The organism is Kitasatospora sp. UYEF31 (assembly GCF_057291755.1).
This window is the reverse complement of sequence record NZ_JBXAWK010000034.1, coordinates 1-25,723: the sequence shown is the minus strand read 5'-3', so window position 1 is coordinate 25,723 and position 25,723 is coordinate 1. Positions and strand designations below refer to the sequence as shown.

Genomic DNA, 25,723 nt, shown 5'->3' with positions numbered 1-25,723 from the left:
CGCACACCACAGCACGCATGGATCAAGCAGTCAAGAGATCCGCTTTAATCGATACATTCCACCGGGCGAGTTGATGATCATGGGATTCCGGACTTTCCGGACGATCTCCCGACAGACCCGCGAACCTACGGACGCTCCCCGTTCCAGCTGAACTCCGCAGCCCGCCGTTCGGTGAACGCGGCCAGTCCTTCCCGGACTTCGGCCGAACCGCGGGAGATCCGCTCCCATGCCGCGATCCGCTCCGGCGGCGCACCGTCGATGACGTCCTTCACCGAACGGACCGTCAGCTGGGACCGGGAGGCGATCGTACGGGCGAACTCATACGCTTCGTCCCGGGTCTTGACGCCGTCCACCAGGCCGATCCGGAGCGCGTGCCCCGCATCGATCAACTCGCCGGAGAACAACAGGTATTTCGCCGCGGACCGGCCGACCAGCTCGACGATCCGACGCGTCGAGCCGGGGTCGTAGACGATCCCCAGCTTCGCCGGAGTGATCCCGAACCTGGCCCCCTCGGCCGCGAACCGCAGGTCGCAGGCCACCGCCAACTGGCAGCCGCCGCCGACGCACGGCCCCTCCACGTACGCGATCGTCGGCTTCGGGAAGGCGGCGAGCGCCTGCTCCGCCGCGGCGTTGAGCCCGTGGTAGGCGTCGGCGCTCTCCGAAGTCGCGTAGTGGCCCTGGAGTTCCCGGATGTCAGCCCCGGCGGAGAAGACGCCTTGACTGCCCGTCAGCATCAGTACCGACACTTCGGGGTCCTTCTCCAGGCCCGTCAGGATCCCGGGAACGGCCGCCCACATGGCGGCCGTCAGGGCACCGCGCGCCTGCGGCCGGTCGATGCGCAGCGTCGCGATAGCGCCGTCGGTCTCCAGAACCAGCCCGTCAACCTGCATCAACGCCCGCTTTCCTCATCGTGTGGCACCACGCCGACGTACCGACCGGTAGGCCGGAAGCGGTTCGGCGCGGCTTCATACTCTTCCAGCGCGTGCGCGATCCACCCGGCGGTGCGGCCGACCGCGAAGACTGCCTCGCCCGCGTCGGCGGGCATTGCGTACCGCAGCGACAGCGCGGCCAAGGCGAGGTCGACCTTCGGTTTTCCGCCGGGTCGCCGGGACATCGCGTCACACAGCACCCGCACGGTCTCCAGCGCCCCGCCGTCGGCCAGGAGTGCGAAGAGCTCCACCGCCCGCACGTCGCCGTCCGGGTACTGTCCGGCCGGGTTGCCGAAGCCGGGCACCGGGACCCCGCTGCGCAGGCGTTCGGCGAGCGCCGCGGGCGGGTCCGCCTGGGCCTCCGTCAAAAACCGGTAGGCGACCGAGCTGGCGAGACCGTGCAGTGGTCCGTCGAGTGCCCCGAGCCCGGCTTGGACGACGGCGTACGGGTCCGCTCGCACGGACGCGGCGATCCGCGCGGCGAAGGTGGAGGCCGCGAGGTCGTGGTCGGCGATGAGCACCAGCGCCCCGTCCAGGGCGGCGATCCCGGCCGGGTCTGGCTGCCGGGAGGTCAGCCGGGGCCAGAGCCGGTCCGCGAGCGAGGAGTCGACCGCTGCCTCAACTCCCTTGAGTGGCAGGGCTTCCACCATCACCGCGAGCAGTGGACCGGCCGCCGCGACGACCGAACCGCGGTCTGTGCCGAACCGCAGCGGATCGACGGCGCCCGCGGCGGCCACGGCCACCCGCAGCCGGTCGGCGAGCCTGGCCCGGGGCGGCAGTGCGGCCACGGCGGCCCGGGCCACGGACACCGTCCCCGGCGTCGACGCGAAGGCGGCTCCGGTGTCGAGGGACCCGGTCCACAGGAAGTCCGCCACGGTCTCGTAGCGGTGACGCCTCATCAGTTCGGCGGCGTCGCGCCCCCGGTAGAAGAGCCGGCCGCCCCGGATGAGGGTCAGTTCCGTCGCCACGTCGGCCGCGGCCGGCTTCGGCGTCCGGCCCCGGGCCGCCCGCCGGGCGAGCTGTTCGACCTCCGTCGCGGCGAACAGGCTGCTGCGTCCGCCGGGTGCGCGGACGCTGGTGAGCTGTCCCCGGCTGACGTACGCGTACACCGTCTCGACCTTGACCCCGAGCCGGTCGGCGACCTGTTCGGCGGTGATCCTGTGCCCGGCCGTACCTTCGGCTTCCATGCCGCCCCTCCAGCATTGATTGAGTCAATGTACGAATTCACTGATACCGGCTGAACCCTACTCGGTCAGCGTTTTCAGTGCTCACATTGACTGGATCAACATTGACAGTACGCGGACACGAGGGGGAAAGTCGGCCTCGGCGGTTCCGGCACCCGCGGACCGCACCTTCTCCCCATCAGGAGTCACCCATGTCCACCACCACGGACACCCGCTCCGACGCGACCGTCGAGGTGCCGCGCGGACTCGCCGGAGTCATAGTCACCGACACCACGATCGGCGACGTCCGGGGTCGCGAAGGGTTCTTCCACTACCGGGAGTTCTCCGCCGTCGAACTGGCGGAGCAGCGCACCTTCGAGGACGTCTGGCAGCTGATGCTCGACGGGACGCTCCCGACTGACCGCGCCGCGCGGGCCCGGTTCGCCGCCGGAGTCGCGCCGCTGCGGCGGGTCCCCGACTCCGTGCGGCCGCTTCTCGCCCCGGTGGCGGCGGCCACGTCAGGGCCACTGGAGGGCCTCAAGGCGATCCTGCCGCTGCTCGGCAGCGCCTTCGGGTTCCGGCCGCTGTACGACACAGCACCGCAGGACCGGCGGCGGGACGCGCTAGCCCTCACCGCGGTGGTGCCGACGGTCGTCGCGGCGCTGCACCGGCTGCGGCAGGGCCTGGAGCCGGTCGAGCCGCACGCGGATCTGTCGTACGCGGCGAACTACCTGTTCATGCTCAGTGGTGAACTGCCGTCAGCTGAGCGGACGGCGGCGATCGAGAGCTATCTGATCTCCACGGTCGACCACGGTTTCAACGCGTCCACCTTCACCGGCCGGGTGATCGCGTCCACCGGCGCGGATCTGGCCTCGTGTGTGAACGGCGCGCTGGGTTCCCTCACCGGCCCCCTGCACGGCGGCGCGCCCAGCAGGGCCCTGGACACCCTGGACGCGATCGGCACCCCGGAGCGGGCCCGCGACTGGCTGCGCGAACGAGTGCTGGCCGGGGACCGGATCATGGGATTCGGCCACCCGGTGTACCGCACCGAGGACCCGCGCGCCCGGCTGCTGCGCGGCATCGCGTACGGCCTGGGTGGTGAACTTCCGCAGTTCGCCGGGTTGGTGGAGCGGCAGGTCGTCGAGGTGCTGGCCGAGTTGAAGCCCGGTCGCGAGCTGCACACGAACGTCGAGTTCTGGGCGGGTGTGGTGATGGAGCAGTGCGGTCTGCCCCGGTCGATGTTCACCCCGACATTCGGAGTGAGCCGTACGGTCGGCTGGTGCGCGCACGCCCTCGAACAGGCCGCCGACAGCAAGATCATCCGTCCGTCGGCGCGCTACACGGGTCCGGTGCCGCCGCAGCCGGTGCCGGTTCCCGGCTGACCACCGGCAGTCGGCGGCCGACCACTTGTCATCCGTACGCAAAGGTCTTGACCGGTCAGGTTTTCCCGGTGTCGCCCGGCAGTCCCGGCTCCAGCGCCGGTGCGCAGGTCTCGCACCCGCCGTGCCGGCACGGTTCGGGGTGCGGCGCATCGCCGGGCAGGTCCTCAAGGGCGTCGCCCGGCACGGTGAACCAGGCCAGCAGCGCCGAGACGACCATCATCACCGCGCAGGCGATCATCGCCTTGTCGAAGGCGCTGTCGACCGGGCCGGCCTGCTGGTAGCCGTCGCCGACCAAGCCGACGGCGGCCGGCAGTCCGGCCACCGCGAGCAGCCCGGCGGCCCTGGCCACCGCGTTGTTGACGCCGCTGCCGATCCCCGCGCGCCCGACCGGGACCGAGGCCAGCACCGTGGCTGTCAACGGGGCCACCGCGGTGGCCAGGCCGAGGCCCATCAGCACAACGCCGGGCAGCACTTCGGTCCAGTAGTCGCCGTCAGAGCCGATGCGCAGCATCAGCATCAGTCCGGCGGCGATCAGCAGCGGTCCGATCGTCATCTGCCAGCGCGGCCCGATCTTCTTCGCCAGCGCCCCCGCCCTGGCGGACAGGAACATCATGAACACGGTGACCGGCAGGGTGGCGACGCCAGCCGCGCGGGCGGTGTAGCCGGAGACGATCTGCAACTGGAGCACCAGGAAGAACGTGATCGCCGAGAGCGCCGCGTACATGAAGAACGTGACGGCGTTGACCGCGCTGAACCGCCGGGAGCGGAACACGTCGAGCGGCAGCATCGGGTTGGCGCCGCGGCGTTCGACGACGATGAACGCGACGCCGAAGGCAAGCCCGGCGACACCGACGACGGCCGCCTGTACGGGTCGGTCGACGGCCTCGATCAGCGACCAGGTGAGACCGGCGAGGAACAAGGCGACCAGTGCGGCTCCGGGGAGGTCGAAGCGGCCGTGGGCCGATTCGTCCCGGGTCTCGGGGACGTGCCGGTGGGCGACCCACACGGTGACCGCGGCGAGCGGCAGATTGATCAGGAAGATCAACCGCCAGCTGACCGCGTCGACCAGCCAGCCGCCGAGGAACGGCCCGACCGCGATGGCCGCGCCGCCGAGCCCGGACCACGCGCCGATGGCCTTGGCCCGGTCGTCGGGGTGGAAGGTGGCCTGGATGATCGCCAGCGACCCGGGGGTGAGCAGCGCCCCGCCGACACCCTGCAGCGCGCGGGCCGCGATGAGCGTCTCAACGTTGGGGGCCAGGCCGCACAGCGCGGAGGCGGCGGCGAACCAGACGACGCCGACGACGAAGACCTTGCGGCGGCCGAGCCGGTCGCCGAGGGAGCCGCCGAGGAGGATCAGCCCGGCGAGGGTGAGGGTGTACGCGTTGACCGTCCACTGGAGGGCGGACAGCGGGGCGTCCAGGTCCTCGCCGATCTTCGGCAGTGCGACGTAGACGACGGAGCCGTCGAGCATCGCCATGCCGGAGCCGAGGATCGTGGTGAGGAGGATCCCGCGTGCCGCGGGTGTCCCGAACCTGATCTGTCCGACGGTCCCCGCGTCGGTCATGCGCTGTCCCGGTCGTGTGCTGCCTCGGTCATGCGTCCGATGATGCCCGGCGGCCGGGCCGGCCGCCCTCCGGGTGCGGCTTCAGGCGTGCCGGGACCAGTTTCTTCACCCAGGGGTGCGCGGACCGGCCCGGCCCCGGTACGACGACGAGCCCCACCGCCATGATGACCAGGACGGCGACGGCGTCCAGCCAGTAGTGGTTCGCGGTGACCACGACGACCAGGAGGGTGATCGCCGGGTGCAGCCACACCAGGACGCTGAAGGTCCGGCGCCGCGGACCGGCCCCCCACCACACGGCGGTGACACCGAGAGCGACCACGACCGACCAGCCGAAGTGCAGTGACGGCATCGCCGCGTACTGGTTGGCGATCTTCGCGCCGACGCCGGAGTACGGGGAGTCGCCGGAGGCCATTCCGGTGTCCGTGAAGCCGTATCCCTCCATCAGCCGCGGCGGAGCCATCGGCAGGAGGATGTGCACGACCAGGGCTATCCCGGTCATCACGGCCAGGATGTTGCGGACCCACTTGTAGTGGTCGCGGTGTTTTATCCACATCCACACCAGGAAGCCGACCGTGGCCGGGAAGTGCACCCACGCGTAGTACTTGTTCGCGGCGGTGACGGCCGCGTGCGACTGCATGAACCACTGCTGGAACGCCGCCTCGTCGGGCAGGTCCAGGTCCTTCTGCAGGGTGAGCAGTTGGCGGGCGTTGTCGAAGGCCGCGCCCACCTCGCCGGCGGACAGGCCGCGGCCGAGTTTGTAGACCAGGAAGAGCCCGACGATGAGCAGCAGTTCGCGGACGCCCTCCCAGACCAGCTTGCGCCGGTCCGCCGTGACGGTGTCAGCGTCGCTGGTGCCGGCTGCCGCGGTCTCAGCTTCCGCGGTGCCCGCGTCGGCGGTGCCCTGCGACGGCGTCCTGGCTGTCAGGGTGTCCTGCGACCTGCGGGCCGCGGGTACACACGCGGCACCCGCGCCCTTCGGCTCTTCGCCCCTGCCGTCGCCGGCCCGGTCGTCGCCGGTGGTCGTCGTGCCGGCCGCCCCTGTTTTGGTCGGTGCCCGATCCACAACTCCCCCTATGTCCTTCGCCCTCCCTGCGGCGTCACCACACGGTGTCCGGCGGGGCCGAAGGTACCTGAAGTGACGTGACTCGGACATTACCGGTTGCCGATCGACCGGTCGTCCGGCCCAGGTAGGACGTTCAGGTAACCCTAAAAGACCGGGTGCCCGGTTCCACACCCGGCTGGAGATTCACCGCCTCAACGCGGGACCCGTGCGAGTTCCCCCGCGCTGACCGAAGGCGGACCGGACGTGGGCGTACCGGCCGAAGGCGGACCGGACGTGGGCGTACCGGCCGCCCGCAGCCGCGGCCACCAGGCGACGCCGATCAGCAGGGAGAGTGCGTGCCCGGCCAGCGCGATGGTGTCGACGTCCGGCGCGCCGCCGCCGGCCTCGGCTACGGCGGTCAGCAACGGCGCTGAGAGGGTGCCCACCGCGGCGATCAGGGCGTACGGCCGCAGGCGTGGCTCAAGCAGGCCGATGAGCGCCCCGGCGGTCGCGTACAGGCCGAAGCTGACGCCGACGTCGACGCGGACGGCCGAACTGCCCGGCAGGACGCCCCCCTGCACGAGTGCGGCGATCGGCAGTTCGGTGGCGAGGGTGGCGAAGATGTGCCCCGAGGCGAAGATCAGAGCGACCCGGCAAGCGCCGATCCGCCGCTCGACAGGGGCCAGGACCAGACTGAAGGCGAGGAAGTACGGCGACCAGACACCGCCGGCCACCCACAGGGCGCTGATGGTCAGCGCCCGTCCCGGGTCGGCCAGCAGATGCTCCACATCGCTGCTGGACCAGGTCAGGACCCGCTCTTCGAGCCCGGGGGCCATCGCGTGGGTCGCGGCCGTCGTGGCGAGCAGCACGACCAGGTACCAGAACGTGAACGGCGTGGTGCGCGGCGTCGGAAGTACGGAGACCGCGCGGGCCACGGCGTCGAGGACCGGGCCACGGCGGCGGTCACGTGCGGCGCCGGGTTCCGGCCGCCGGACGACCTGGGTCATTCCGTACCCCCGCTTTCGTGGTTGTCGATCTGCTGTGGACGCACGGCCGTGGAGTGCACGGCCGTGCACTCCACGGACTAATTGTCGCGGAACACCTGTTTTGATCCGATAAACAACTATAGCTTGCACAGTACAACCGTCTCCCCACCGGATCCCTTCCTCCGTACGCTGCGTCACATGCGTGAACCAGGTCACGATGTCCCCGCCCCGACCACCGCGCGTCGGCACGTCCTCGTCGTCGAGGACGAACCGACCATCGCCGAAGCCGTCGCCGTCCGGTTGCGCGCGGAGGGCTTCGCCACCGCCGTCGCCGTCGACGGGCCGCATGCCCTGGCGTGCGTCGAACGGGCCCGCCCCGACCTGGTCGTGCTCGACGTGATGCTGCCCGGACTCGACGGCCTGGAGGTCTGCCGCCGCATCCAGGCCGCCCACCCGGGCCTGCCCGTCCTGATGCTCACCGCCCGCGACGACGAGACCGACATCCTCGTCGGACTCGCGGTGGGCGCGGACGACTACATGACCAAACCGTTCTCCATGCGCGAGCTCGCGGCCCGGGTCCACGTCCTGCTCCGCCGGGTGCAGCGGGCCCGGAACGCGGCCCAGTCCGCGGTCCGGGCCGCCGTCCCGCAGGACATCGCGCTGACCGGCCTGCGGATCGACCGGACGCAGCGCCGGGTGGAGGTCGGAGGCGTCGAGGTGCACCTGACCCCGACCGAGTTCGACCTGCTGCAGTGCCTGGCCTCCAGGCCCCGCGCGGTGCTGTCCCGCGAGGAACTGCTCGCCGAGGTCTGGGACTGGGTCGACGCTTCGGGCACGCGTACGGTCGACAGTCACATCAAGGCCCTGCGCCGCAAGGTGGGCCCGCAGTGGATCCGTACGGTGCACGGGGTCGGCTACGCGCTGGAGCCGCCGGAGTCCGCCGACGGCGGCGCGTCCTGGCCGAGCGGGGCGGACAGACCCGAAGCGGTGGACCCGCGCACCCGGCAGGACGGTGCGTTATGAGGCCGCCGGGGCTGCGCCCGCGCTTCCTGAGGCCGCTGGGGTTGCGTCCGCTGGACCGGCTGACCTCGATCAAGACGAAGCTGGGCGTGCTGGTGCTCGTCTCGGTCTGCACCGCCACCGTGCTGATCATCATCGGCCTGCGCGAGGACGTCCGGTTCCGCTACATGCTCATCATCACCCTGACCGCCGCGCTCGCGGTCACCCTGCTGCTCGCGCACGGCATGACGTCCCCGCTGCGGGAGATGAACGGGGCCGCCCAGGCGATGGCCCAGGGCGACTACTCGCGGCGGGTGCGGGCCACCTCGCGGGACGAGGTGGGGCGGCTCGCCGACTCGTTCAACAAGATGGCCGCCGACCTGGAGGTCGTGGACCGGCACCGGCGGGAGCTGCTGGCCAACGTGTCGCACGAGTTGCGGACGCCCATCGCCGCGCTGCGCGCGCTCCTGGAGAACATGGTCGACGGAGTGCAGCGGCCCGACGTCCCGAACCTGACCACCGCGCTGGAGCAGACCGAGCGCCTGGGCCGCCTGGTGGCCGACCTCCTGGACCTGTCCCGGGTGGACGCCGGGGCGGTGCCGCTGGACCGGCGGGAGTTCGCGCTGGCCCCGTTCCTGGCGGCGGTCGCCGGCGAGGCCGCGGCCCTGCGCCCGCAGGTGCGGGTGGTGGTGGACGTGTCGCCGCCGGGGCTGACCGCGGTGGCCGACACCGAGCGGCTGCACCAGGTGGTGGTCAACCTGCTGGCCAACGCCTGCCGGCACTCCCCGCCGGGTGGCACGGTCACCGTCCTGGCGAGGCCGTACGGGGCCGTGGGCGGCCTGTGCCTGGAAGTCCAGGACGAGGGGCCCGGCATCCCACACGAGGAGCGTGGGCGGCTCTTCGAGCGGTTCAGCCGGGGCGGCGGCCAGCCGGCGCCCCGCGACGGGGGCGGTACGGGCCTGGGTCTGGCCATCGCCCGCTGGGCGGTGGAACTGCACGGCGGCACAATTACTATCGCCGATCCTCCGCCGACCGGCCCCTACGGCTGCCGGATGCTCGTACAGTTGCCGGGAGTGACGGTAGGCGGGAGCAGGCCGGTCGTTTTCCGCCAATAACGCTGTCAAAAGTCAGTACCAGCGGTGCATTCAAGGCCACAGATTGTGATCTCTACAACGCGTAGACGGACCGGCCTGCGGGAACCCGCGGGATGGGCGTAGCCTTGTTTTCCGCTGTCCACCACCGAGGAAGCGGAAGAGGGCGGTTGCCGCCGTGTCGTCACAGTCCCCAAACAATTCGAAGGCCGGTTTCGGCCCCAACGAGTGGCTCGTCGACGAGATCTACCAGCAGTACCAACAGGACCCAGAGTCCGTGGACCGCGCATGGTGGGATTTCTTCGCCGACTACAAGCCCACCGGTGAAGCGGCCCCGCCGCCCGCCGGGTCGTCGGGCGATGAAGCCGCACCGGGTGCGCCGAGCGCGTCCCCGCAGAACGATCTACTGAGCGAACCAGTGAGCGCACCACCCGCCGCGCGGGACTGGCCGACGGCTCCGGCCGCCGCGCCGCCGCCCGTCCCGCCAGCCGCACCGGCAGCTCCCTCGCCGCCGCCCGGCTCCGCAGTGACGACTACTCCCACCGTTCCGCCCTCGAGTCACCCGATCGTGAGCACCGGCGTGCAGAACACCGCCCCGACGACCGCTAAGCCGGTCCCGGCCGAAAACCCCCAGCAGCCGAAGCTGGCCGCTCCGACCGCCCCGGCCGCCGCGGCGCCCGTGACCGCAGGCCCGGAAGCGAAGGCCCTGCGCGGCCCCGCCGCCGCGGTCGTGCGGAACATGGACGCCTCGCTGACGATCCCGACCGCGACCAGCGTGCGGGCCGTGCCGGCCAAGCTGCTGATCGACAACCGCATCGTGGTGAACAACCACCTCAAGCGCGCCCGGGGCGGGAAGGTCTCCTTCACGCACCTGATCGGCTACGCGCTGGTGCAGGCGATCAAGTCGATGCCGGCGATGAACCACTCGTTCGAGGTCCGGGACGGCAAGCCGTTCATGGTCACGCACGAGCACGTCAACCTCGGCCTGGCCATCGACTTGGTCAAGCCGAACGGTGACCGGCAGCTGGTCGTCGCGGCCATCAAGAAGGCCGAAGAGATGGACTTCTTCGCCTTCTGGCAGGCCTACGAGGACATCGTCCGCCGGGCCCGCGCCAACAAGCTGACGATGGACGACTTCACCGGTGTCACGGTCTCGCTGACCAACCCCGGCGGCATCGGCACCGTGCACTCGGTGCCGCGTCTGATGCCCGGTCAGGGCACCATCGTCGGCGTCGGCGCGATGGAGTACCCCGCCGAGTTCCAGGGCGCTTCGCAGGAGACCCTGTCCCGGCTGGCCATCAGCAAGATCCTCACGCTGACCAGCACGTACGACCACCGGGTCATCCAGGGCGCGCAGTCCGGCGAATTCCTGCGCCGACTGCACCAGCTGCTGCTCGGCGAGGGCGACTTCTACGAGGAGATCTTCACCTCGCTGCGGATCCCCTACGAGCCGGTCAAGTGGGTCCAGGACATCTCGGCCTCGCACGAGGACGACATCAACAAGACTGCACGTGTCCAGGAGCTGATCCACTCCTACCGGGTCCGCGGCCACCTCATGGCCGACACCGACCCGCTGGAGTACAAGCAGCGCCGTCACCCGGACCTCGACGTCCTGGAGCACGGGCTGACCTTGTGGGACCTCGAACGCGAATTCGCCGTCGGCGGTTTCGCCGGCCAGGCGATGAGTTCACTGCGCGACGTCCTGGGTGTCCTGCGTGCCACGTACTGCCGCACCATCGGCATCGAGTACATGCACATCCAGGACCCCGAGCAGCGTCGCTGGCTGCAGAAGCGCCTTGAGGTGCCCTTCACCAAGCCGGCCCGCGAGGACCAGCTGCGCACGCTGCACCGCCTCAACGAGGCGGAGGCGTTCGAGACCTTCCTGGCCACCAAGTACGTCGGCCAGAAGCGGTTCTCCCTGGAGGGCGGCGAGTCCACCGTCCCGCTGCTCGACGCGGTGCTCGCCGCCGCCGCCGACGCGGGCCTCGACGAGTGCGTGATCGGCATGGCCCACCGCGGCCGCCTCAACGTGCTCGCCAACATCGTCGGCAAGTCGTACGCGCAGATCTTCAGCGAGTTCGACGGCAACATCGACCCGAAGTCGATGCACGGCTCCGGCGACGTCAAGTACCACCTGGGCGCCGAAGGCACCTTCACCTCGGTCGACGGGGCGAACATCAAGGTGTCGCTGGTCGCCAACCCGTCGCACCTGGAGACCGTCGACCCGGTCCTCGAAGGCGTCGTGCGTGCCAAACAGGACATCATCGACATGGCCTCCGCGGGCTTCACCGTGCTGCCGCTGGCGATCCACGGCGACGCCGCGTTCGCCGGCCAGGGCGTGGTCGCCGAGACGCTGAACATGTCGCAGCTGCGCGGCTACCGCACCGGCGGCACCGTGCACCTGGTCATCAACAACCAGGTCGGCTTCACCGCGTCGCCCGCCTCCTCGCGCTCGTCGGTGTACGCCACCGACGTCGCCCGGATGGTCGAAGCGCCGATCTTCCACGTCAACGGTGACGACCCCGAGGCCTGCGTGCGGGTCGCACAGCTGGCCTTCGAGTACCGCCAGGCGTACAACAAGGACGTCGTCATCGACCTCCTGTGCTACCGCCGCCGCGGCCACAACGAGGCCGACAACCCCTCGTTCACCCAGCCGCTGATGTACGAGCTGATCGACAAGAAGCGCTCGGTGCGCAAGCTGTACACCGAGGCGCTCATCGGTCGTGGCGACATCACGATGGAAGAGGCCGAGCAGGCGCTCAAGGACTACCAGGACCAGCTGGAGCGGGTCTTCGCGGAGGTCCGCAAGTCGACCCAGATGATGCCGGTCGCACCGCCGGCCGTGTCGCCGTCGAAGCCGGTCACCGACCTGCCGTTCCCGACGTACGTGTCGACTGCGATCTCCCAGGAGACCGTGAAGCGCATCGTCGACTCGCAGGTGTCCATCCCCGACTCGTTCAACGTGCACCCGCGTCTGCTCCCGCAGTTGCTGAAGCGCGCCACGATGGTCGAGGACGGCACCATCGACTGGGCCACCGGCGAGATGCTCGCCTTCGGCTCGCTGCTGATGGACGGCCACCCGGTCCGCCTGGCCGGCCAGGACTCCCGCCGGGGCACCTTCGGCACCCGGCACGCCGTGCTGGTCGACAAGGAGAACGGCAGCGAGTGGACCCCGCTCGCCCACCTGTCCTCCGACCAGGCCAAGTTCACCATCTACGACTCGCTGCTCAGCGAGTACGCGGCACTCGGCTTCGAGTACGGCTACTCCCTCGCGCGGCCCAAGTCACTGGTCCTGTGGGAGGCCCAGTTCGGTGACTTCGTCAACGGCGCCCAGTCGGTGACCGACGAGTACATCTCCTCGGCCGAGCAGAAGTGGGGCCAGCACTCCGGTGTCGTGCTCCTGCTCCCGCACGGCTACGAAGGCCAGGGCCCGGACCACTCCTCGGCCCGCCCGGAGCGTTTCCTGCAGATGTGCGCGCAGGACAACATGACGGTGGCCATGCCGACCCTGCCGAGCAACTACTTCCACCTGCTGCGCTGGCAGGCGCACAACCCGCACCACAAGCCGCTGATCGTGTTCACCCCGAAGTCGATGCTGCGCCTGAAGGCCGCGTCCTCGGCGATCGAGGAGTTCACCACGGGCGAGTTCCGCCCGGTCATCGGTGACGACGCGGTCGACGCCGCCAAGGTCACCCGGGTGGTGCTGTCGACCGGCAAGGTCTACTACGACCTGCTGGCCGCCCGCACGAAGTCGGGCCGGGACGACATCGCCCTGGTCCGCGTCGAGGCCCTGTACCCGGTCCCGGTCGAGCAGTTGAAGGCCGAACTGGCCCGCTACAGCCCCGACGTCGAGATCATCTGGGCCCAGGAGGAGCCGGCGAACCAGGGCTTCTGGCCCTTCGTCGCGCTCAACTTCTCCGAGGTCGGCCTGCCGACCCCGCGGCGGGTCTCCCGTCCGGCGTCGTCCTCGCCGGCCGTGGGTGCAGTCAAGGCGCACGAGGCGGAGCAGCAGGGCCTGATGGCCCAGGTCATGAGCTGAAACCGGCTCAAACAGGCTGACTCAGTACGGCTCAAACAGGCTGACTCAGTACGGCTGAACCAGCGGTGCCCCGGTGCGTACGATGCGCCGGGGCACCGCCCTTTCCCCCACCACCCGAAGCGGAGCAGGAGCGATGTACTTCACCGACCGAGGCATCGAAGAGCTGGAGAAGCGGCGCGGCGCGGAGGAGGTCACCTTCGAGTGGCTGGCCGAGCAGCTGCGGACCTTCGTCGACCTGAACCCCGAGTTCGAGACCCCGGTCGAGCGCCTGGCGACCTGGCTCGCCCGGCTGGACGACGAGGACGAGGGCTGAGCGGTCCCCCGCTTCGATCACGCTCGGAATGCTGTTGCCGGAGACCGGTCCACAGCATTCCGAGCATGTCCGGCACGACCACACCCGCCGGCAAACCCGCACACGCGGACGCGACCACACCCCGCCGGCAAACCGCACCGGCAGCAGTCAGCCCCGCAGGTGCAGCGTCTCCAGCGCCAGCAGCCCGTAGGCCATCCGCCCTTCGTGGATCCCCTCGACCCGGTTCGTCTGCGCGGCCAGCAGCTTGGGGTACGCCGGGGGCAGCAGCACCGCGTCGCGCAGCATGATCTCGTTGGCGAGCGCCGACAGCTCGACCCGGCGCGGCGTCCGGTCGGCCGCCCACGCCTCCTCGATCAGCCGGTCGTACTCAGCGTTCTTGTAGCCGGGGCCCTCCGCGTTGTCGGACCGGCCGAGGTCGAGCGCGGAGTAGGCCGTACGCCCGATGTAGGCGGCCGACCGGCTGTAGGTGAGCGCCAGGTCGTAGTCGCGTCGCCGGCGGCGCTCGGCGAAGGCGTTCGCGGCCAGTGCCTCGACGGTGACTTTGAAGCCGACCTTCGCCCAGCCGTCGACCAGCGTCTTGGCCACTGCCGCAAGCTCGGCCGAACCCGACTCGACGATCAGCCCGCAGGTGATCGTCGCGCCGAGCCCGGACTCGCCGAGCAGCACCCGGACACGTTCGGTGTCGACGGCCTGTCCGTACGGTTTGGTCTTGTCGTCCCAGCCTTCCACCGCGGGTCCGACCGGGCCCTGCCCGAGGGTGCCCATCCCGCGGTAGACGCCGTCCCGTACCTGCCGCCGGTCCATGCCGTACGCCAGGGCCCGGCGGGCGGCCACGTTGTCGAACGGGGCGCGGGTGGCGTTGGGGAGGATCAGCAGGTCCACGGGCGCGCTGACCGCGTGGGTCTCGATGTCCTTGCCCGAGGAGAAACGCCGTACATCGTCGGCGGTGATCCGTACGTCGACCATGGTCTTCTTGGCCTTCAGGTCGGCCAGCCGGACGGCCGGGTCAGCGGTCGCCTGGAAGTCGATCGTGTCCAGGTTGGCCGACTTGTCCCGGTAGCCGGGAAACTTCTGCAGGGTCAGCGCCGTGCCCGGCTTCCACACCCCCAGCTGGTACGGACCCGTGCCCACCAGCGCCTGCGGGTCGTTCATGGTCTTCCGGTGCACCATCGGCAGGCAGGTGAGGAGTTCCCGCAGCAGGCCGTACGGGCGGGGCAGGGTGATCTTCACCGTGCGGGGGTCGGTCGCCGAGGCGTCCGAGATCCGGCCGCCCAGGTAGGCGTTCCAGCCGCCGGCCGCGGCCTGGTCGCCGACATGGCTGAGCACGTCGGCCACGTGCTCAGCGGTGAACGGGTCGCCGTTGTGGAACTTCACGCCTTCGCGCAGCCGGATGGTCCAGGTCTTGCCGTCCGCCGAGACCAGCGGGTTGGAGACGGCCAGGATCGGGCGCATCGTGGTGTCGGTCCGGTAGGAGTACAGCGTCTCGACCACCGGGTCGGTCATCCAGCGCAGCAGTTCGCTCTCCCCCTGGAGGGGGTTGAGCGCGCCGGGCAGGGGTGGCGTGGCGACGATGAGGACGCCGCCTTCGCGCTGCTTGCGGCCGTCGGTGCTGCACGCGGTCAGCAGCGGCCCGACGGCGGCGGCGGAGCCGAGCGCGGCACCCACCGCCAGGAACCGCCGTCTGGGTACGTGGAGCGCATCCATCGCGGCGGTTCCCTTCCGAAGGACAGAATTCAGAGAGCAACAGCGTACGGGGCGGGCCCTGCGGCGGCAGTGCGGTGGACCTGCCGGGCGGGTCCGGAAATCAGCGGACCGTACGGATTCGACGTGCGCGGTCTCAGCCGGCCCTGCGTCAGACAAGGCTGTGCTCAGACAGCGCTACGTCAGTTGGTGAAGACGATCTTCCCGAACTGCTCGCCCTGCGCCATCCGGGCGAAGCCCTCCACGGCCTTCTCCAGCGGCAGCACAGTGTCGATGACCGGACGTACGCCGGTGACGTCACACAGGTTGAGCAGCCCCGCCAGTTCCTCCTTGCTGCCCATCGTGGAGCCGACCACGCGCATCTCCTGGAAGAAGATGCGGGTGAGTTCGGCGCTGGAGGGGTTGGAGCCGCTGGTGGCGCCGGAGATGACCACGGTGCCGCCGGGGCGCAGGCTCTTGACCGAGTGCGACCAGGTGGCCGCGCCGACGGTCTCCATGACGGCGTCGGCCTTCGCGGGCAGCCGCGCGCCGGACGGGAACCAGGCGTCCGCGCCGAGCGCCACGGCGCGTTCGCCCTTGGCCTCGTCCCGGCTGGTGACCCACATCCGGTAGCCGGCCGCCTTGCCGAGCAGCACCAGGGCGGTGGCCACGCCGCCGCCGGCGCCCTGGACGAGCACGGTGCCGCCGGGCTTGACCCCGGAGTTGGTGAAGAGCATCCGGTACGCCGTCAGATACGCGGTCGGCAGGCACGCCGCTTCCACGAAGGACAGCGCGGCGGGCTTGGGCAGCAGGTTCCACCGCGGTACGGAGACCTGCTGCGCGAAGGTGCCGTTGTACTTCTCCGTCAGGATCGACCGCGGTTCCTGGCTGCCCACGCCCCCGATGACCGAGTGGATGACAACCTCGTTGCCGTCCTCGTCGATGCCGGCCCCGTCGCAGCCGAGGATCATCGGCAGTTGCTTGTCCGAGATGCCGACGCCCTTGAGCGTCCACAGGTCGTGGTGGTTGAGCGAGGCGGCCTTGACGGTGACGGTGGTCCAGCCGTCACGCGCTTCCGGCTCGGGCCGCTCACCGAGTTCCAGGCCGTCCAACGGGGAGTCAGGACTGATGCGCACAGCGCTCACAGCAAACATGTCTGCGACCCTACCCGCGGGTTTCAGTTGCTGACGGCGGGGTGTGGACAGCGATTCGGCACCTGCCGCGCCGCCTGCCGTCCACGCCCCGCCCCCGCCGGGTCAGCCGTTCACCGGATCAGATCCGTACGGCACCGGATCTCGCACGGTTTCAGATCCTTGCGACGCCGTCACGGCGGGCCGCCGCCGCGACAGCCCTGGTGACCGCAGGGGCCACCCGCTCGTCGAACGGCGAGGGGATCACGCAGGCCGGGGTCAGCTCGTCGGCCACGACGGCCGCCAGCGCCTCGGCGGCGGCGACCTTCATGCCCTCGGTGATCCGCGACGCCCGGACGGACAGCGCACCGGCGAAGACACCGGGGAAGGCCAGCACGTTGTTGATCTGGTTCGGGTAGTCGCTGCGGCCGGTGGCGACCACCGCGGCGTACTTGTGCGCCAGGTCGGGGTGAATCTCCGGATTCGGGTTGGCCATCGCGAAGATGATCGCCTTGTCGGCCATCGTCGCCACGACCTCCTCGGGCACCTGGCCCGCGGAAACGCCGATGAACACGTCGGCACCGGCCATCGCGTCCGCGATCGAGCCCTTGAGCCCGGCCTTGTTGGTCAGTTCGGCGATCAGGCGCTTGATCGGCGTGAGGTCCTCGCGACCCTCGTGCACGATGCCCCGGCTGTCGACCACACACAGGTCGCCGACCCCGGCCTCGACCAGGATCTTCGCGATGGCGACCCCGGCCGCGCCCGCGCCGGAGATGACCGCGCGCAGGTCGCCGATCGTCCGGCCGGTCACCGTCGCGGCGTTGCGCAGCGCGGCGAGCGCCACGATCGCGGTGCCGTGCTGGTCATCGTGGAACACCGGGATGTCCAGGCGCTCCTGGAGCCGGCGCTCGACCTCGAAGCAGCGCGGGGCGCTGATGTCCTCAAGGTTGATGCCACCGAAGGACGGAGCGAGCCGGGCGATGGTGTCCACGAGCTCGTCGACGTCGGTGCAGTCCAGCGCGATCGGGATCGCGTTGATGCCGCCGAACTGCTTGAACAGGATCGCCTTGCCCTCCATCACGGGGAGGGAGGCGGACGGGCCGATGTCGCCCAGGCCGAGGACTGCGGTTCCGTCGGTGATGACTGCGACCGTGTTGGACACCCACGTGTAGTCGTGGACGAGGTCCGGGTTCTCCGCGATGGCTGTGCACACCCGGGCCACGCCGGGGGTGTACGCCAGGGACAGGTCGTCCCGGTTGCGGATCGGCACAGTGGAGCTGATCTCCATCTTGCCGCCACGGTGCAAGGCGAACGCCGGGTCGAGCTCGTCGACGGCGGTTTCCGCGGGGAAAGTCTCGGTTGCCACGTTGTGACCCCTTAGATCAAAGGTGAGGGTTTGGTGCAGTTCCGGGCGTGGGGACGCCGCGGCCGGAGGAACGGCCGAGGAGGGTGCCGGCGAGCAAGGCCGGTGTGCTCCTGAGGGCGAGTCGGCGGGCCCACGTGGATCGGACACTGCGTAAGAAATCCCACCGGCCGCACCCCGCACGACTTGTCGCCGCGTAGGAATGCCCGGTAGGTGTACGGGGGTCACCCGTGCGCCGATTCTGGCACACGGCCCCCGTTCGGTGAGAGGTCTGTGACCACTGGTTACACGCGTGCGATGTGATGCTGCTCATGGCGCCGACCGGGGCATGGGTAGTCTTGCGGTAACCGCAACCACACCCGGCCGGCCTCGAATTCCCTTCCTGATCCGAACATTTGACGAACCGGCAGTGGAGCGGCGGCGAACCACCGGCTGAACGGCGGCGGCGCGCAGGTCACCCGGGCCGGACGGGTCCGACAGGTCACGCAGGTCACACAGGTCACACAGCGCCGACACAAGACATCCAGGGATCGAGGCCGTGGAACTCACCGGGTACGCCGGGTACGCCGTCCGGCTGGCCAACACAGACCGCCCCGAACGCGGCCAGGACGACCTGCGCACCCTTGGGGACGCCGCCCGGCTGTTCGCCGACGCCAACCGGGACATCTCCCGCCTGACCGAGGCCGACGTCGTCCGGCTGCGGTCCGTCCGGTCCCGGCTGCGCATGGTGTTCATCCACGCGTCCCGGGGTGAGGAGTCGGACGCGACGGCGGTCCTCAACGGACTGCTCGCCGAATATCCCGTCCACCCACGCATCACCGGGCACGACGGCCGCCCCTGGCACCTGCACCTGGCCGACGACACCGTCGGCGCCGCCGAGGGATACGCGGCGGTGGCGGCGATGGGCCTCGCGACCCAGCTGACCTCGCAGGGCGTGGACCGGCTCGGTGTGTGCCGGGCGGGCCCGTGCCGCAACGTCTTCCTGGACACCTCCGTCAACCGCTCACGGCGTTACTGCTCCGACCGCTGCGCCACACGTTCGAACGTCGCCGCCCACCGGGCCCGCCGCCGTCAGGCCGCCGGCCGCTGAGGTCTGTGCCAACCGAAAACGCGTCCATGTCGTACGAGAACGACCCGGGCGACGATCAGTTGCGCGGGGACCGGGCCGAAGACCGCACTGTCGTCGCTCGCAAAGGGGTTGTCCCCGACGATCCACCAGCCACCGTCGGCCGTACGGCGCTGCGCGCGCTTCACGACCACCGTCCGCTGCCGGTCGGGCCGGACGGCCACCACCAGGTCGCCGGGCCGCACAGCGCCCCCGTAGCGCACCAGGAGCCGCTGCCCGCTGAAGAGCGTCGGCACCATCGAGGGCCCACGGACCGTCGCGAAGCCCCAGGGAATCAACGGCCGGGGCGGCCGTACAGCGTCCGTCATGCGTGGTTCATCCGATCTGTACGGATAAGCACCCCACGTGGGCCAGGGGGTATCAGGAAATCTCCGGGTAGCCGGAGTAGGGTCCCTCCCGGGAAGACGATCACGAGAAAGGACCCCCAATGCTCTCGCGACTGTTCGCGCGGACCATCACGGTAGAGGCGCACTGCGACCTCCCCTGCGGCGTGTACGACCCGGCGCAGGCCCGCATCGAGGCCGAGTCGGTCAAGGCCATCATGGAGAAGTACCAGGGCAACACCGACGAGGTGTTCCGCGCCCGGGCGATCGGCATCAAGGAGCAGCGCTCCGAGCTGGTCAAGCACCACCTGTCGGTGCTGTGGTCGGACTACTTCAAGCCGGTTCACTTCGAGGCTTACCCGCAGCTCCACGACCTGTTCAACCGTGCCATCAAGCAGGCCGGCGCGGCGGGCGGCAAGGGCTCGGTGGACCCGAAGGACGGCCAGAAGCTGCTCGACCTGATCGACGAGATCGCCGAGATCTTCTGGGCCACCAAGAAGGCCTGACCGCAGTAACGCATCATCGGAGGGCCGGATCAGGAATTGTCCTGATCCGGCCTTCTGCGTGCCCCCGCTCACGCGGTGCGGCGGACATCAGTCACCAGCGAGTGCAGCTGCGGGTACGGCTCACCCCTGATCCCACTGGGCGGCCTACCCGCCCGACTCTGCGTCAGAGACCGCCCCCAGTCCGGCGAATCACCCCAAAATCACCCGATCACCTTAGCTCACCGCGCGCGCACCCGAAGATCCCGCGTACACTACGTACTCGCCAAATCACATATCGTGACGTACCGTCGTCTATGCGGACGCTCCACTCTCAGTCTCAAGGGTTGGGGACAGTAGAGCGATCCGCGCGGTAGCGTCGTGCGGGACTCCCGTCAACGACCGTGGCCGACGAGCGCGATCCGCTGTGTGCACTCCTCAGCGTGCCGCGTCTTCGCGCCACCCACACAAGCACCTTGGAGGTGAGGGTGTCCCAGCGATCCGCACAAACGGCGGACGGAACCGGCGCCGCACAGCAGGACTTCGTCGAGGTCAAGCTGCCGGCCCAGGGGGCCTACCTCTCCGTTCTCCGTACGGCCACCGCAGGCCTCGCCGCACGTCTGGACTTCACTCTGGACGAGATCGAGGATCTGCGCATCGCCGTGGACGAGGCGTGCGCGATGCTCCTCGGCCAGGCCGTTCCGGACAGCGCGCTGACCTGTGTCTTCCATCTGGTCGGCGATTCGCTGGCCATCACCGTGTCGGCACCGACCACCGACGGGCGCACCCCCGCCCGGGACACGTTCGCGTGGACCGTCCTGTCAGCACTGGCGGGCGAGGTGGACACGAAGGTCGATGAGAACAAGGTGGTCACCATCAGCCTGCACAAGAAGCGCGGTGGCGGACCGGGGCAGACGTGACTGTCGGCGGTGTAGGCGACGATGACCTTCCGGGCGAAGGCCACGCGGAGGTCGGGCCCCGGGAGGGTGAAGGCATGGTGAGTGACACGAGCACAACGATCGAGGGTGGCACCGGGGTGACGGACGAGGTCGGCGAACTCAAAACCTCCGACGCTTCTGACACTGGGAGCAGTGCCGAGAGCACCCTCGGGCCCGACGGCGAAGAGATCCCGCCCCCGTTGCGCCCGTTCGGCTCCCCCATGGTGCCGCGCCGCAGGACGGCCGCCCAGACCCATGACCGGGAACGCGCCAAAGTGATGTTCGGCGAGTTGGCCGTGCTCACGGTCGAGGACCCGCGCCGCGCCGTCATCAGGGACCGCCTGGTCGAGATGCACATGCCGCTGGTGCAGCATCTGGCCCGCCGGTTCCGCAACCGCGGTGAACCGCTGGACGACCTCGAGCAGGTCGCCACCATCGGCCTCATCAAATCGGTCGACCGGTTCGACCCACTGCGGGGCGTGGAGTTCTCCACGTACGCGACACCGACGATCGTCGGTGAGATCAAGCGGCACTTCCGGGACAAGGGCTGGGCCGTACGGGTCCCACGCCGCCTCCAGGAGCTGCGGCTCTCGCTGACTTCGGCGACCGCGGAGCTGTCCCAGCGCAACGGGCGCTCCCCGACGGTCGCCGAACTGGCCGTCCAGTTGAAGATCTCCCAGGAGGAGGTCCTCGAAGGCCTGGAGTCGGCGAACGCGTACAGCACGCTGTCGCTGGACGTCCCGGACACCGACGACGACTCCCCGGCGGTCGCCGACACCCTCGGCTCGGAGGACGAAGCGCTGCAGGGCGTGGAGTACCGCGAATCCCTCAAGCCGCTGCTCGAACAGCTGCCGGCCCGGGAGAAGAAGATCCTCCTGCTCCGCTTCTTCCGCAACATGACCCAGTCACAGATCGCCGAAGAGGTGGGCATCTCCCAGATGCACGTTTCCCGGCTGCTCGCCCGCACGCTCGCCCAGCTCCGCGAAAAGCTGCTGGTCGAGGAATGAGCCCTGGCATACGACTGCGGCCCCGGAGGACCTCCGGGGCCGCAGTCGTATGCCAGGGTGCGGAAACGTTAGTCGGTATAGCGGCCCGGACGGCCCGTCCGCTCCTCGTAGCGCAGCTCAAGGGCCCGGTAGACACTGGGGGCGGCCACCGTGACGATCACCGCGATGCCCACTGCCATGACCACGACACCGAGATACTTCGGGCCGTCGTAGTCACTGGCGAAGAGATACCAGCCGACGCCGGTCACGACCATGTTGGCGACGATCGCCGGGGACCGGCTCCACCGCCGTTCGAGGTGCATCCCGCGGAGTACCGCGATCATTCCGACCGCCAGGATCAGCAGGTAGATACCGATGCTGATGCCCTCGCCGCGGTTGTGCGGATGGCCAAAGGCGCTGCGCAGGATCAGGTAGAGCGCGATTCCGAACGAGACCACCGCCTCCACGCCGACCGCGTAGGCCGCCCACCGGAAGCGGCGCAACGGGCCGACCGGATCGAAGGGCGCGATTTCGGAGTCCGCTGCGGCAGGGGCTGAGGAAGAGGCACGACGGGTCACAGCCCGATTTTACTGCGTCCCCGTTTGCGCGGGCGTTCCGCCTCTGCCGAAGGCTGACACCGCAGGTGGCGGTGCACGGCGGCACCGCACGGCAACGACGTGGAGCTCTGCACAGTAATCTGTCGGGCATGCGTGCCCTGCTTGTCGTGAACCCCAGCGCCACGACCACCAGCAAGCGGACCCGCGACGTCCTGGCGCACGCGCTCGCCAGTGATCTGAAACTCGACGTCGTGTCGACGGGTCACCGCGGGCACGCGACGGAACTGGCGCGCCAGGCGGCGACCGACGGTCTGGACCTGGTGATCGCCCTCGGCGGCGACGGCACGGTCAACGAAGTGGCGAACGGGTTGCTGGCGGACGGGCCCGCACCGTCCCTGCCCGCGCTGGCGGTGGTCCCCGGGGGGAGCACCAACGTTTTCGCCCGGTCGTTGGGCACACCGAACGACCCGGTGGAAGCGACCGGGATGATCCTGGACGCACTCCGCCGCAGCAGCAGCCGCGAGGTGGGCCTGGGCATGGCCGATGAGCGTTGGTTCCTGTTCAACGCGGGGTTGGGTTTCGACGCTGATGTCGTTCGCCGGGTCGAGGACGCACGGGCGACGGGCCGCAAGGCCACCAACAACCTATACGTCCGTACGGCGCTGCGGGCGTTCTTCAGTGAATCAGCCGCACGTCGAAACGGATCCATGACACTGGAAGCCGAGGGCCGCGAACCGGTCGGGGGCCTGTGCCTGGCGATAGTCCAGAACACGGTGCCTTGGACCTACCTGGGGAACCGGCCCGTCAACCCGTGCCCGGAGGCGTCGTTCGACGGCGGTCTGGATCTTTTCGGGCTGACCCGGATGCCCGCGTTGGGAACACTGCGGCACCTCGGTCGGATGCTCCGGCAGGACACGGCCCCGCCTTCGGGTCCGCGGACGGCCGGTCGGCACGCAGTGACTTTGCACGACTGCGGATCGTTCACCATTACGGCGGAAGAGCCGGCGCCGTTCCAGGTGGATGGTGATCACCTGGGTCGGCGACACAGCGTGACCTTCCGGTCCATTTCGCGTGCACTGCGTGTGATTGTGTGACTGAGAAGGGCCATACGCCTTTCAGATGAAAGTCGGACCGGCTCCACCCCTTCAAAGCAGCGGTGTGACTCAGACGACACAGATGATTTCAAAAAACCTTCTGCCGAGGGGTTGTGGACTCGCGCGACGTTTGTCACGCTCTATGTGGCCGGTGAGACACCCGTAGGGAAACAGTCTCTCCGCCCGAACCCACCACCAAACCAGGGGACCGACAGTGTCGGCCCTTACGTTATCGGCGAGTTCGTGAAAGCGTTCACATTCACAAGCCACCTGGGCGAGGCCTGACAGGCCTCACCGATCACAAGGAGTTGGACCGCATGGACTGGCGCCACGTTGCTGCCTGCCGTGACGAAGACCCGGAGCTGTTCTTCCCGATCGGCAACACTGGGCCCGCCCTGTTGCAGATCGAAGAGGCGAAGGCCGTCTGCCGCCGGTGCCCCGTGATGGAGTCTTGTCTCCAGTGGGCACTCGAGTCGGGCCAGGACGCCGGCGTGTGGGGCGGCATGAGCGAGGACGAACGTCGCGCACTCAAGCGCCGCGCCGCCCGCAACCGCGCCCGCGCCAACGCCTGATCTCGATCAGACGCGCGTCACAACAGCTCCGGAGTCTTCTCCGGCCTGAGTAGTACCTCGACAGTGCCCCGAAGACCGGCTTGCCGGTCGGCGGGGCACTGTCGTTTTGTCCTGCCTGACCTGCCTGACCTGCCTGAAAGGTCGTCCCGTACGGGCTCAGCAGTTCCTACGGGCTCAGCGGTTCGTACCGCGCTTCAGGGGCAGGTCGAGGGTCACCCGCGTGCCGCCGGACTTGCGGGATGTCATGTCGAAACGGCCGCCCAGTTCGCTGCCCACCAGCGTGCGGACGATCTGCAGGCCGAGGTTGCCCGAGGTCTGCGGGTTGAAGCCCTCCGGCAGTCCGGCGCCGTCGTCGACCACGGTGATCACCAGGCGGTCACCGGTGCACTCGGCGGCGACCTCCAGGTTTCCGCCCGGCCCGTCGAAGGCGTGTTCAAGAGCGTTCTGCAGCAGTTCGGTCAGCACCATCGCCAGCGGGGTGGCGGTCTCCGCGGTGAGGATTCCGAAGGATCCCTTCCGGGCGGTCCGTACCCGGATCGAGGTATTGAGCGCGGCGGTCATCTCGGCGACCATGGCCAGTACCCGGTCGGCGATCTCGTCGAAGTCGACGCGTTCGTCGAGGTTCTGCGACAGCGTCTCGTGCACGATCGCGATCGAGCCGACCCGGCGTACGGCTTCCTCCAGTGCCGAGCGGGCCTCCGGATTGTCAAGCCGCCTGGCTTGAAGTCGCAGCAGGGCCGCCACCGTCTGCAGGTTGTTCTTCACCCGGTGGTGGATCTCCCGGATGGTGGCGTCCTTCGTGATCAGCTCGCGTTCGCGGCGGCGCAGTTCGGTCACGTCACGCAGCAGCATCAGCGCGCCGATGCGGGTGCCGCGCGGCTTGAGCGGGATAGCCCGCAGTTGCACGACGGCGTACTCGGTCTCGACTTCGGTCTCGCGTGGCGCGCGTCCGCTGATGACGGCGGACAGCGATTCGTCCACGGGGCCGTCGGTGGGCGCGAGTTCGGCGGTGAGTCGGCCCAGATGCTGGCCGGTCAGGTCGGCGGTCAGGCCGAGCCGGTGGTAGGCCGATAGCGCGTTCGGGCTGGCGTACTGGACGATGCCGTCCACGTCGAGCCGGATCAGTCCGTCGCCGACCCGCGGCGAAGCACCCATGTCGGCCTGTTCGCCGGAGTACGGGAAGTCCCCCGCGGCGATCATGCGGGCCAGGTCCGAGGCGCTCTGGAGGTAGGTCAGTTCGAGCCGGCTGGGGGTCCTGGCGGTCAGCAGGTTGGTGTTGCGGGCGATGACCGCGATGACCCGGCCCTCGCGGGCGACCGGGATGGCCTCCACCCGGACGGGGACCTCGTCGCGCCATTCGGGGTCGCCCTCGCGGACGATCCGGCCCTCGTCGTAGGCCACGTCCAGCATCGGGCGCTCGCCACGCAGAACGAATTTGCCGACCATGTCGTCCTGATGCGAGGTCGCACCGGTGTTCGGCCGCATCTGGGCGACCGCGACGTAGCGGTCCTCCCCCGTGGGGATCCACAGGACCAGGTCCGCGAAGGACAGGTCGGCGAGCAGCTGCCACTCGCTGACCAGCAGATGCAGCCAGTCGAGTTCGGCGTTGGACAGGGATCCGTAACTACGGACCAAGTCGTTCATGGAGCGCACACCGGAAGCGTAGACGGCTCTGCGGTGTGCTTGCTGCCAGGATGCTTCCGAGCAGGTAGAGAGCGTCCCAAGCGGGCCCCACGGCGAGGCGACAGAGCGAAGCGAGGGAGCGCGTCCGGAGGACGCTGGTTGACCGGGCGACGCGCGGGCGCCGAACAGCCCCGGAGCGCAGCGACGGGGATGTGAGGATGACGCCTGCGCTTGGAGCCCGGCGAAGCGACAGAGCGAAGCGAGGGAGCGCGTCCGGAGGACGCTGGTTGACCGGGCGACGCGCGGGCGCCGAACAGCCCCGGAGCGCAGCGACGGGGATG

Annotated in this window: 22 protein-coding genes; 11 read left to right on the top strand and 11 right to left on the bottom strand. The window is 69.7% G+C overall.

Annotation, left to right across the window (positions count from 1 at the left end; genetic code table 11):
* Positions 1-125: 125 nt before the first annotated feature.
* The gene (locus tag AC0Z36_RS17980) at positions 126-890 is read right to left on the bottom strand and encodes an enoyl-CoA hydratase/isomerase family protein (protein WP_485463969.1); all 765 of its coding nucleotides are present in this window, start codon (positions 888-890) and stop codon (positions 126-128) included.
* Positions 890-2,116 carry a citrate/2-methylcitrate synthase gene (locus AC0Z36_RS17975; protein ID WP_485463934.1) on the bottom strand — a complete coding sequence of 409 codons (1,227 nt, stop codon included), beginning with the start codon at positions 2,114-2,116 and terminating at the stop codon, positions 890-892. The genes AC0Z36_RS17980 and AC0Z36_RS17975 overlap by 1 nt, the downstream gene beginning before the upstream one ends.
* A gap of 188 nt (positions 2,117-2,304) precedes the next feature.
* Between AC0Z36_RS17975 and AC0Z36_RS17970 the strand changes: the two genes are divergently transcribed.
* Positions 2,305-3,474: a citrate synthase gene (locus tag AC0Z36_RS17970; RefSeq protein ID WP_485463933.1), complete on the top strand. Its 1,170-nt coding sequence runs from the start codon at positions 2,305-2,307 to the stop codon at positions 3,472-3,474.
* A 55-nt stretch (positions 3,475-3,529) separates the two neighbouring features.
* Here the strand turns inward: AC0Z36_RS17970 and AC0Z36_RS17965 are convergent, their stop codons facing one another.
* The 3 genes from AC0Z36_RS17965 to AC0Z36_RS17955 form a co-directional block, all read right to left on the bottom strand.
* Complete coding sequence (locus AC0Z36_RS17965; protein ID WP_485463932.1) at positions 3,530-5,038, bottom strand: MFS transporter; 1,509 nt, start codon at positions 5,036-5,038, stop codon at positions 3,530-3,532.
* Between the two features lie 28 nt (positions 5,039-5,066).
* Positions 5,067-6,101, bottom strand: coding sequence for a phosphatase PAP2 family protein (locus tag AC0Z36_RS17960; protein WP_485463931.1), 1,035 nt, complete (start codon positions 6,099-6,101; stop codon positions 5,067-5,069).
* 191 nt (positions 6,102-6,292) lie between these two features.
* The gene (locus AC0Z36_RS17955; protein ID WP_485463930.1) at positions 6,293-7,087 is read right to left on the bottom strand and encodes a rhomboid-like protein; all 795 of its coding nucleotides are present in this window, start codon (positions 7,085-7,087) and stop codon (positions 6,293-6,295) included.
* Between the two features lie 177 nt (positions 7,088-7,264).
* On the opposite strand from AC0Z36_RS17955, the gene AC0Z36_RS17950 reads away from it, so the two are divergent.
* The 4 genes from AC0Z36_RS17950 (at position 7,265) to AC0Z36_RS17935 (ending at position 13,508) form a co-directional block, all read left to right on the top strand.
* A complete protein-coding gene (locus AC0Z36_RS17950; RefSeq protein ID WP_485463929.1) occupies positions 7,265-8,089 on the top strand; it encodes a response regulator transcription factor in 825 nt (274 codons plus the stop codon).
* The gene (locus AC0Z36_RS17945) at positions 8,086-9,180 is read left to right on the top strand and encodes a HAMP domain-containing sensor histidine kinase (protein WP_485463928.1); all 1,095 of its coding nucleotides are present in this window, start codon (positions 8,086-8,088) and stop codon (positions 9,178-9,180) included. Before AC0Z36_RS17950 ends, AC0Z36_RS17945 begins: the two co-directional genes overlap by 4 nt.
* A gap of 154 nt (positions 9,181-9,334) precedes the next feature.
* Positions 9,335-13,195, top strand: coding sequence for a multifunctional oxoglutarate decarboxylase/oxoglutarate dehydrogenase thiamine pyrophosphate-binding subunit/dihydrolipoyllysine-residue succinyltransferase subunit (locus tag AC0Z36_RS17940; protein WP_485463927.1), 3,861 nt, complete (start codon positions 9,335-9,337; stop codon positions 13,193-13,195).
* Positions 13,196-13,328: 133 nt separating this feature from the next.
* Positions 13,329-13,508, top strand: a complete 180-nt coding sequence (locus AC0Z36_RS17935) for a DUF6104 family protein (RefSeq protein ID WP_485463926.1) — start codon at positions 13,329-13,331, stop codon at positions 13,506-13,508.
* Between the two features lie 147 nt (positions 13,509-13,655).
* On the opposite strand, the gene AC0Z36_RS17930 is transcribed toward AC0Z36_RS17935, so the two are convergent.
* The 3 genes from AC0Z36_RS17930 to AC0Z36_RS17920 all read right to left on the bottom strand — a co-directional run bounded on the left by AC0Z36_RS17930 (position 13,656) and on the right by AC0Z36_RS17920 (position 17,684).
* Positions 13,656-15,212 (bottom strand): ABC transporter substrate-binding protein, encoded by a 1,557-nt coding sequence (locus tag AC0Z36_RS17930; protein WP_485463925.1) that lies wholly within the window; start codon positions 15,210-15,212, stop codon positions 13,656-13,658.
* A gap of 179 nt (positions 15,213-15,391) precedes the next feature.
* A complete protein-coding gene (locus AC0Z36_RS17925; protein WP_485463924.1) occupies positions 15,392-16,342 on the bottom strand; it encodes a zinc-binding dehydrogenase in 951 nt (316 codons plus the stop codon).
* A 151-nt stretch (positions 16,343-16,493) separates the two neighbouring features.
* Positions 16,494-17,684 (bottom strand): NAD(P)-dependent malic enzyme, encoded by a 1,191-nt coding sequence (locus tag AC0Z36_RS17920; protein WP_485463923.1) that lies wholly within the window; start codon positions 17,682-17,684, stop codon positions 16,494-16,496.
* A 535-nt stretch (positions 17,685-18,219) separates the two neighbouring features.
* On the opposite strand from AC0Z36_RS17920, the gene AC0Z36_RS17915 reads away from it, so the two are divergent.
* The gene (locus tag AC0Z36_RS17915; RefSeq protein WP_485463922.1) at positions 18,220-18,771 is read left to right on the top strand and encodes a CGNR zinc finger domain-containing protein; all 552 of its coding nucleotides are present in this window, start codon (positions 18,220-18,222) and stop codon (positions 18,769-18,771) included.
* On the opposite strand, the gene AC0Z36_RS17910 is transcribed toward AC0Z36_RS17915, so the two are convergent.
* A complete protein-coding gene (locus tag AC0Z36_RS17910) occupies positions 18,753-19,115 on the bottom strand; it encodes a S24/S26 family peptidase (RefSeq protein ID WP_485463921.1) in 363 nt (120 codons plus the stop codon). The two genes, AC0Z36_RS17915 and AC0Z36_RS17910, sit on opposite strands and share 19 nt — an antisense overlap.
* A gap of 119 nt (positions 19,116-19,234) precedes the next feature.
* Between AC0Z36_RS17910 and sodN the strand changes: the two genes are divergently transcribed.
* The 3 genes from sodN to AC0Z36_RS17895 all read left to right on the top strand — a co-directional run bounded on the left by sodN (position 19,235) and on the right by AC0Z36_RS17895 (position 21,557).
* On the top strand, positions 19,235-19,636 hold the full coding sequence (sodN, locus tag AC0Z36_RS17905) for a superoxide dismutase, Ni (RefSeq protein WP_485463920.1): 402 nt from the start codon (positions 19,235-19,237) through the stop codon (positions 19,634-19,636).
* A 452-nt stretch (positions 19,637-20,088) separates the two neighbouring features.
* Positions 20,089-20,532, top strand: a complete 444-nt coding sequence (locus tag AC0Z36_RS17900) for an ATP-binding protein (RefSeq protein WP_485463968.1) — start codon at positions 20,089-20,091, stop codon at positions 20,530-20,532.
* A gap of 74 nt (positions 20,533-20,606) precedes the next feature.
* The gene (locus tag AC0Z36_RS17895) at positions 20,607-21,557 is read left to right on the top strand and encodes an RNA polymerase sigma factor SigF (protein WP_485463919.1); all 951 of its coding nucleotides are present in this window, start codon (positions 20,607-20,609) and stop codon (positions 21,555-21,557) included.
* A 68-nt stretch (positions 21,558-21,625) separates the two neighbouring features.
* Here AC0Z36_RS17895 and AC0Z36_RS17890 read toward each other — a convergent pair whose 3' ends face one another.
* Positions 21,626-22,114 (bottom strand): hypothetical protein, encoded by a 489-nt coding sequence (locus AC0Z36_RS17890; RefSeq protein WP_485463918.1) that lies wholly within the window; start codon positions 22,112-22,114, stop codon positions 21,626-21,628.
* 128 nt (positions 22,115-22,242) lie between these two features.
* On the opposite strand from AC0Z36_RS17890, the gene AC0Z36_RS17885 reads away from it, so the two are divergent.
* Positions 22,243-23,187: a diacylglycerol/lipid kinase family protein gene (locus AC0Z36_RS17885; RefSeq protein WP_485463917.1), complete on the top strand. Its 945-nt coding sequence runs from the start codon at positions 22,243-22,245 to the stop codon at positions 23,185-23,187.
* A gap of 317 nt (positions 23,188-23,504) precedes the next feature.
* Positions 23,505-23,759, top strand: a complete 255-nt coding sequence (locus AC0Z36_RS17880; protein WP_485463916.1) for a WhiB family transcriptional regulator — start codon at positions 23,505-23,507, stop codon at positions 23,757-23,759.
* Between the two features lie 174 nt (positions 23,760-23,933).
* Here the strand turns inward: AC0Z36_RS17880 and AC0Z36_RS17875 are convergent, their stop codons facing one another.
* Positions 23,934-25,403, bottom strand: a complete 1,470-nt coding sequence (locus tag AC0Z36_RS17875; RefSeq protein WP_485463915.1) for a sensor histidine kinase — start codon at positions 25,401-25,403, stop codon at positions 23,934-23,936.
* Positions 25,404-25,723: the final 320 nt, after the last annotated feature.